Origin of the sequence: Neisseria sp. P0013.S005 (genome assembly GCF_051958425.1) — a bacterium.
GTDB classification, from domain to species: domain Bacteria; phylum Pseudomonadota; class Gammaproteobacteria; order Burkholderiales; family Neisseriaceae; genus Neisseria; species Neisseria subflava.
In genome coordinates this window covers 1-6,522 of the sequence record NZ_JBQCVL010000027.1, presented here as the reverse complement: position 1 = coordinate 6,522, position 6,522 = coordinate 1, and the positions used below count along the sequence as shown (strand labels likewise).

At 50.4% G+C, this 6,522-nt stretch carries 17 protein-coding genes; all 17 read right to left on the bottom strand.

Translation table 11 applies throughout. The annotated features are described in order from the left end of the window. On the bottom strand, positions 1-236 hold a 236-nt coding region (locus tag ACTHTA_RS11205), incomplete at its 3' end, for a DUF1804 family protein (protein ID WP_440364579.1). Position 237: 1 nt separating this feature from the next. Further along, a complete protein-coding gene (locus tag ACTHTA_RS11200; protein WP_049227001.1) occupies positions 238-435 on the bottom strand; it encodes a hypothetical protein in 198 nt (65 codons plus the stop codon). Then, the gene (locus ACTHTA_RS11195; RefSeq protein WP_440364580.1) at positions 432-698 is read right to left on the bottom strand and encodes a hypothetical protein; all 267 of its coding nucleotides are present in this window, start codon (positions 696-698) and stop codon (positions 432-434) included. The genes ACTHTA_RS11200 and ACTHTA_RS11195 overlap by 4 nt, the downstream gene beginning before the upstream one ends. Positions 699-709: 11 nt before the next feature. After that, positions 710-1,036 carry a hypothetical protein gene (locus ACTHTA_RS11190; protein WP_440364581.1) on the bottom strand — a complete coding sequence of 109 codons (327 nt, stop codon included), beginning with the start codon at positions 1,034-1,036 and terminating at the stop codon, positions 710-712. After that, positions 1,033-1,353, bottom strand: coding sequence for a hypothetical protein (locus ACTHTA_RS11185; RefSeq protein ID WP_440364582.1), 321 nt, complete (start codon positions 1,351-1,353; stop codon positions 1,033-1,035). The genes ACTHTA_RS11190 and ACTHTA_RS11185 overlap by 4 nt, the downstream gene beginning before the upstream one ends. Beyond that, entirely contained in the window at positions 1,250-1,669 is a 420-nt protein-coding gene (locus tag ACTHTA_RS11180; RefSeq protein ID WP_440364583.1) for a hypothetical protein, read from the bottom strand. The genes ACTHTA_RS11185 and ACTHTA_RS11180 overlap by 104 nt, the downstream gene beginning before the upstream one ends. Then, complete coding sequence (locus ACTHTA_RS11175; protein WP_070749539.1) at positions 1,641-1,877, bottom strand: hypothetical protein; 237 nt, start codon at positions 1,875-1,877, stop codon at positions 1,641-1,643. Before ACTHTA_RS11175 ends, ACTHTA_RS11180 begins: the two co-directional genes overlap by 29 nt. Positions 1,878-1,910: 33 nt before the next feature. Further along, complete coding sequence (locus tag ACTHTA_RS11170; RefSeq protein WP_440364584.1) at positions 1,911-2,084, bottom strand: hypothetical protein; 174 nt, start codon at positions 2,082-2,084, stop codon at positions 1,911-1,913. Next, positions 2,081-2,587: a TIGR02594 family protein gene (locus ACTHTA_RS11165; RefSeq protein WP_440364585.1), complete on the bottom strand. Its 507-nt coding sequence runs from the start codon at positions 2,585-2,587 to the stop codon at positions 2,081-2,083. Before ACTHTA_RS11165 ends, ACTHTA_RS11170 begins: the two co-directional genes overlap by 4 nt. 141 nt (positions 2,588-2,728) lie before the next feature. Next, positions 2,729-3,157, bottom strand: coding sequence for a Mor transcription activator family protein (locus ACTHTA_RS11160; protein WP_440364586.1), 429 nt, complete (start codon positions 3,155-3,157; stop codon positions 2,729-2,731). Between the two features lie 3 nt (positions 3,158-3,160). Then, a complete protein-coding gene (locus ACTHTA_RS11155; protein ID WP_440364587.1) occupies positions 3,161-3,565 on the bottom strand; it encodes a gp16 family protein in 405 nt (134 codons plus the stop codon). 130 nt (positions 3,566-3,695) lie between these two features. After that, on the bottom strand, positions 3,696-3,902 hold the full coding sequence (locus ACTHTA_RS11150; protein ID WP_440364588.1) for a hypothetical protein: 207 nt from the start codon (positions 3,900-3,902) through the stop codon (positions 3,696-3,698). Between the two features lie 84 nt (positions 3,903-3,986). After that, positions 3,987-4,187: a hypothetical protein gene (locus ACTHTA_RS11145; RefSeq protein WP_039405115.1), complete on the bottom strand. Its 201-nt coding sequence runs from the start codon at positions 4,185-4,187 to the stop codon at positions 3,987-3,989. 8 nt (positions 4,188-4,195) lie between these two features. Continuing rightward, the gene (locus ACTHTA_RS11140; RefSeq protein ID WP_440364589.1) at positions 4,196-4,537 is read right to left on the bottom strand and encodes an Aca2/YdiL-like domain-containing protein; all 342 of its coding nucleotides are present in this window, start codon (positions 4,535-4,537) and stop codon (positions 4,196-4,198) included. Next, entirely contained in the window at positions 4,518-5,483 is a 966-nt protein-coding gene (locus ACTHTA_RS11135; protein WP_440364590.1) for a tyrosine-type recombinase/integrase, read from the bottom strand. The genes ACTHTA_RS11140 and ACTHTA_RS11135 overlap by 20 nt, the downstream gene beginning before the upstream one ends. Position 5,484: 1 nt before the next feature. Next, positions 5,485-5,730, bottom strand: coding sequence for a hypothetical protein (locus ACTHTA_RS11130; RefSeq protein WP_440364591.1), 246 nt, complete (start codon positions 5,728-5,730; stop codon positions 5,485-5,487). Between the two features lie 187 nt (positions 5,731-5,917). Beyond that, on the bottom strand, positions 5,918-6,522 hold a 605-nt coding region (locus tag ACTHTA_RS11125), incomplete at its 5' end, for a recombination-associated protein RdgC (protein WP_440364592.1).

Sequence of the window (6,522 nt, the reverse complement as noted above, 5' to 3'; positions counted from 1 at the left end):
TACTGCACCAAAAAACCTGCCAGCAGCGATCGGCTCAAGTCTTCGATGCCTCCGCCAGCCAGCGTGTAGGCGGCGCGTACTTTGTCCCAATCGTCGCCGGTCTCTTTGGCGGCGCGTTTCCAGCTACGGGCGGTCGCAGTCGGGATTTCGCACATCATCGCCGCGATTTCGAGTGTTTGCCCGTCGCTGACGTACAGTCGGCGCAGCTTTTCGCGAGTTTCTTTCGGGTGTGCCATATCAGCCCCCGAACTTGGCTCGCAACAGCTCCCAGCCGGTCGTTACAATCACGCCGCCGAGACCGCCATAAACCGCAGCAGATTTCTTGCAGTCTTTCTTAATTTGCTGCAATTCCTCGTCCATGCGCGCCTGATTGGCAAGCAGGTCATCCTGCTTGGCTTCGATACGCGCCAATGCTTCCAAAATCGGGTCGCTCATGATTTGTCCGCTTTCCTGTCCAGTTTTTCGTTTACTTTTTCTAACTTGTTTTCAATTCGTTCCAAGGCCGCCGCAATATTAGTGCTGTCTGCCTTGGCATCCTGCTTGGTGTGATAAGAGAGCTTGACATTGTGTAGCTCCTCTTTAAGGTCGTCGATGCGCTTGTCCGCCTCTTTCAGACGACCCGAAATGCCGTTGACCCAAAACCAAAATGCCGCCGTCAAAAGCGGCCAAATGGTTTTAAAACCAAATTCAAAGTCCATTTAAAACCCCTTTAAACCGGCACATCGCCAAATACGATACGGATGGAGTAGCCGTCAGGATGGCGACTTGCCACTTCAAATTTGCCACCCCCTGAAAAAATCAGGTAATAAGGCGACACCGCAGAATAGACAGCCGCCTCCGCGTTGCCGTCAAATTCCACACAAAAGGTCGTCTGAAAATCCTTATCCATACGCACGGCGTACTCAATTCCCGCCTTATCCAACAACGAGGACACATGTTCGACAAACGGCTTTTGCTCTCTTGCGCGGCTCAAACCCAACTCCAAATCCGCATGGCGACAGGCAATCACGCGCTGTACCAACTCTTGATAGGTCATTTTGTGACCTCCGACGGACTGTCAATTTTGAGTTGACTGTTTACCCAATCGCGCCAAGCCTGATTTTGGTTTTCCAGCTCCGAAACATAGCCGCCAAACTCGGCAGCATGTTCGAGCAGCGTTGCCGTCTTGCCGTCCTTTGGTGGGCTCGGGCGTACCGGCGCGACCATCAGTGCAGCAGGCGGCGTCGGCATGACCGCCTTTTCGACAACCTTAATTTCCGTAGCCGAGGGCGTGCTTGTAGAGCTGCAGGCCGTGATGGCCAAAGCCGTCAATACAATTACCGCTTGCATTTTTACGGTCTTGAGTAAGGACATTTTCGATTTCCTTTTTATTTTCCGTTTTCAGACGACTGACTTCCGCCTGCTTTTGTGCCAATTTCACACCGACGGCGTGCGCCTTGGCTTCAGATTGCTTTGCTTCCGCGCGGGCTTGTTCCAGCTCGCGTGCGTAGTTTTGTGCCGACAGACGCAAGGCCTGATCCTTTTCGTGCTCCATCTTGTCGATGACGGATTGCTGCTTCGCAAACGCCGACTTGTAGCCTTGATGGTGCGACACAGCCAAGCCCGTGCCGACAAGCGCGATGATGGCAATCGGTTGCCAGTTATTCGCCAGCAGTTTCACGAGATTCATTCTCGACCTCCTGACGTTTGACGCTGACAAACGAACGCGCCACCGCATAGCCGCCGACAATTCCCAAATACACCGCCCAAATCTCCGCCGACGGATCGGGCAACATCACAAATTTAAACGTCCCAGCCGCGCAGGCAACATTTGCCCACAGCTTCGAGTGCGACACATTGCCTGTCGCAGGGTTTTTAAAAATGTCAAAAATACGCATCTTAATAACCATCCCAACCGTCAATCATATTTCTTACTTTCTCGCCTTGCGTTTACGCGCCGCACGTTTGGCGGCTGCCACACCTGATTTACCCAAGCGCAGGCTCGGATGTTGTTTCAGATTGCCCACGCGGGCAGGTTTAATCTCAAATTCAGGCACCTGCGGTTTCAATGCCGCCAATGCCAGAGCAATCAAAGACTTTTTCATGCCTCGCTCCTGCTCAGTGCCGCACCGCCCAATGGCAGGTTGTAACGCTCCGGAGCGGGGGCAAGAGGCGCACCGCCGACAGACGGCCATACATACGCAGCCACGCGGGACGTCGGAAATGCCGCGATGCTGACGCGGTTGCCTTGATTGCCGCCCAAAACCAGCAGATTACCCACCTTGTCCTTACCGACAACAAAACCAACATGACCGCCGCCTTGGCGCGTAAACACGACCAAACAGCCGTAAGCAGGCTTGGTAAGGCGTTTACCGCAAAAAGCATATTCTTTGGCGCGCATCCAATCCTTCGGGATATCTCGGTTACCGGCTCGCAGACAATGGGCTGCGAATACGCCACACCACGGCGTTTCATCGTCTTTCCACCAAGCTTTCAGCCCGTGAAGCCAATTCAAAATGGTCGGATTGTGGTTTTTACCGGGGATTTCTGTCAGACCGATATACTTTCGCGCTTCGGCAATCCAAGGGAGTTCTTTTTGCGGGGCCATAAATACCTCAAATAGATAGTTTTTAAACCCCATTAAACCGTCTTTAACCCATCGTCCCGAACGGTAGATGTTTCACCCCCTCCAAACCAAAAAAAAGACCGTCTGAATACAGACGGCCAAAGCCTGGTCACACATCACTGCCTAAAATAAAGCTGCCTGCTGTGCCGCAGGTCGGCTCATCTCATTAATAATCGTATATCCCGTGCGCGAAGAGATACCGTATTTAGGGCATAGCTTCGTCATCGCCATAAGCCCGCTCTCCTTATTAACATCGCGCAATTTGATAAACTCCTGATAAAACCTATGGTTTCTCAACTGTATTAACGCCTTGCCGCACCGTGGTACATACAATTCCTCGCCACCATATACCCGCAACAGCTCATGCGTTTTCACTTCGCCGATGGCTTCGACCAAAATTGCCAAACGCTCGGTGTCCACCTTGCCCTTACCAAATTTAAACCGCGCCCCGCCAATCGCCTTGACCAGCTGCTCGGTTGCAGCCAATCCGATGACATCTACAATTTCCAATACCGTGTCCGGCAATAAATGTTCAACTTTTTCGAACCCCATCTTCTACTTTCCCCGTTTCCTGTTTTCTGCAATCTGCAATGCAGCAACCAGTTTATGTAGCTGCGTATCGTCTAAATATTCGACCTTATCCTTACCAAACATCCGCCGCGCCATTGCGTGTGCATAGTTCCAATGTTTGCCGCCGACGGTCAGCAGGGCTTCGACTTTGTCCAACATCGCCGCTGATGATGTCCGACGCAGATGTGGTTTACCGTGTGGGTTACCTTTAGTTTTAGGCTTAAATCCGTGCGACCGCATATCAGCGACAACAGACTCAAGTTCAGAAACATCCATATCCGCACACGACCGCTTACCCGTCACGCGCTCCAACACCGCGCGATAGGTACTGTCGTCCAAGCCCAGCTCCTTTTGAGCGATTTTAATTTTCGCAATCAACGAACGGCGCATTATTTCTCCAATACAACATATAGTATAAATTAGCGCATATTATACCAATAAAATACAATATATAGTATTAAGTCAATGTTTTTTTTGCGAAACTGACAGGCATGACAAAGCCCCCATTTGGGGGCTTTTGTTATAAGAATTTAATCACTACCGCCATCGTTGCCGCGACGGCTGATACCAATCCAGTAGCAATCATAATGGGATACCACCGAGCCTCTTGGGCTATTTTGACCGATTCCGCATTTATCTTATGCGCGTCTGCGATGATTTTTGCGATTTCGGCATCCACTTTTCTAAGTTCGGCCTGTTTCATTTCAATATCCAATAAATCTTTCATTTTTTAAGTCCTTTTGGTTTTTCGGGCTTGCTTTGTGCTTCCCGATAAGTTTTATTATACGCGATATTTTCGCATAGTCAAGAATTATTTGAGCGTGTTTTGCAGCATGACCCACTTGCGGTGCGGCATCCCAGAGTGATCCTTGGCATCAACCGGGGCGACCCAGTTTTGCACGGTGCGCAATGCCGTGCCAGTCCGTCGTCCGACCTCGGCAAGGGTCAGCCCGTATGTATCCATCACAAATCTTAAATTTGCAGGGGTGTAGCCTGCTTCGGGATATTTCATTCGGCCTCCTATTTTGTTTTGCAGCCCATCGCCATTGCCTCGGCAAAAACCGACAATTTGATTTTGTATTCCAATACATCCGCCCCTTTTTTTGGGGCGGTCAGTATAGGCTTAGTTCCGCCGGCAATCTGCGCGGCGATACTGTCTATCTCTCTCTGCCTGAGCCGTATCAGGGCCAACAGATTTTCCGCCACCTCATCAGGCATGACTCCTTCGCCACTTTCCCATCGATGCCAAGCCCGCTCTGATACCCCATCAGGACGTACAGATGTACAGGCGACCGACTTAGCAGCTTCCAAAACGGTTAAAAACAAAAGACGACGGTACGCCTCAATGACAGTGTGGTGCATAGATTGACTCCTCCTTATGAGAGCCATTATATCCGCCGCGACCTATGGCGCGCCATCGGTTTATCTCGTCCGCGTACCAAATCATTAACCGTCTGCGCTCGTCTAACAGCATCGCCTTGTTATAAACGCCGCGTACACCGCTGATGATATGGGCCAACTGCAATTCAATGGCATCAACTGACCATAGCCCGCTTTCGTGGGCATGCGTGCTAAAAACCTTGCGGAATCCATGTATCGTCATCTTGTCCCTCCAGCCGGCCTGCGTGATAACGTGCAAAGGGCGGTGTCCGCCGATGCCGCCAAATAAAAGGTCTCCGGAAATTCCGCGCCGAGCGCGCTCAACCAGCCAAGCAGACAATAAATCCACAACGTCAGGCGCGAGAGGGACGACATGTGGTCGCCTCATTTTCATGCGCGCCGCAGGGATCGTCCATATTGCCGTCTCAAAATCAAATTCGGACAACTCTGCATTGACTGCCTCGCCCCGGCGGACAGCGGTATAAGCAATCAGCCAAAAAGCAGTAACCGCCGCCATATCCAGAGTAACGTGAGTATCGACCGCGCCTAAAAATTCAGGCATTTGCGCAGACGACAAATGCCTGAAGCCTTTGTATTTATAAGGGGGTAAGGCGATATTCAGACCGTCGGCAGGATTATTTTCACACCATCCTCTTGCTTTTGCATATCTATAAACCCCGCTTATTACCTGCAACAACCGGCGCGTCTGCGACGGAGCATTCACGCCAAACCTTTGGACGCACTCCAAAACCTCATACGGTTTAATTTTATGGATCCGCTTATCTCCAAGAGCCGGATAGACCCACAATACCATGCGGTCGCGCGTATATTTCTTAACCTGCGGACAGCAATGAGCAAGACTGATGGATAAATATTCTTCGGCAGCCGCCCGAAACAAAGGCGGCCGCCTAAACAAGGCAGCCCACATCTCACACCTCCTTGCCCAAAGCTTTTTCCAGCACCAGTCTGGCGAGCTTTTTATCAATCGCCCGATCGACTTTGCGGCAATATTGCCCATATGTCTTATATTTTGCGGAAAAAATAGAATCGGGGAGGGTAATAACGACAGGTGCGGATAGCATTCCGAGACCATAGCTGATTCGGCGCACAGAATAACCGTTCTCGGTTTTTTCGATGGTGTATCGGGTAGTGTCTTTAATTTCGATATTTTTCATGATTGATTTCCTTTAAGGTTGTTCAGGCTTGCTTCGTGCTTCCTGATGAGTTGTATTATACGCGATATTTTCGCGTAGTCAACAATATTTTAAAATTTATTTTCAGCAAAAAAAAGGCCGTCTGAAACAGGTTTTAAACCCCATTTCAGACGGCCTTTAATCCAGCTTTAAAAGTCCCAACCCTCCATCATTCTTGCCAACCTCCCAGTAAATCCACCAACTCACTAAGAATCGCACTTAGTGCAGCCGCCATCAGTAGCTGTGTGGCATAAGCCATACTTTCCGCATCATCACAGCTGCCTTCAGCTTCTTCCTGCACAACGTCCAGCCATTGGATACGTTTCAGAGTTAAATCCTGTGTCAGGATAAAGGCTACACGTTCATTCCATACCAAGCCCAGTTCGGTGACAATCATGCCGTTTTTGGCGTGTTGTACCACATCTTCAGCGGTAAGGTCTTTGCGGCTGATTTTAACTTTGGGAGCAACATCGCCCACACCGACCAGGGTAACATCACTATCTAACACAAACCGCCCTTGAGCTTCGCCCTGCAACAGCCAATTGGTCATCAATGATACCGGCGATTGACGGGTAACCAGATGTTGAGCAGACAAGCCGCCAAGGGCTTCGCGCAACTTGGTCAACAGGTTTTCTGCCTTATGGCGGCTGGCAGTATCTGTCCACAGCCAATTTTTAGAAAGTAGACCATTTGTGCAGCTGCTTTTGGTTAGGGCTCGGGTTAGCAGGTTGCTGGTTAGGTTTTCGCGCAGCTCGTTCTTTTCTTTGCGACCGA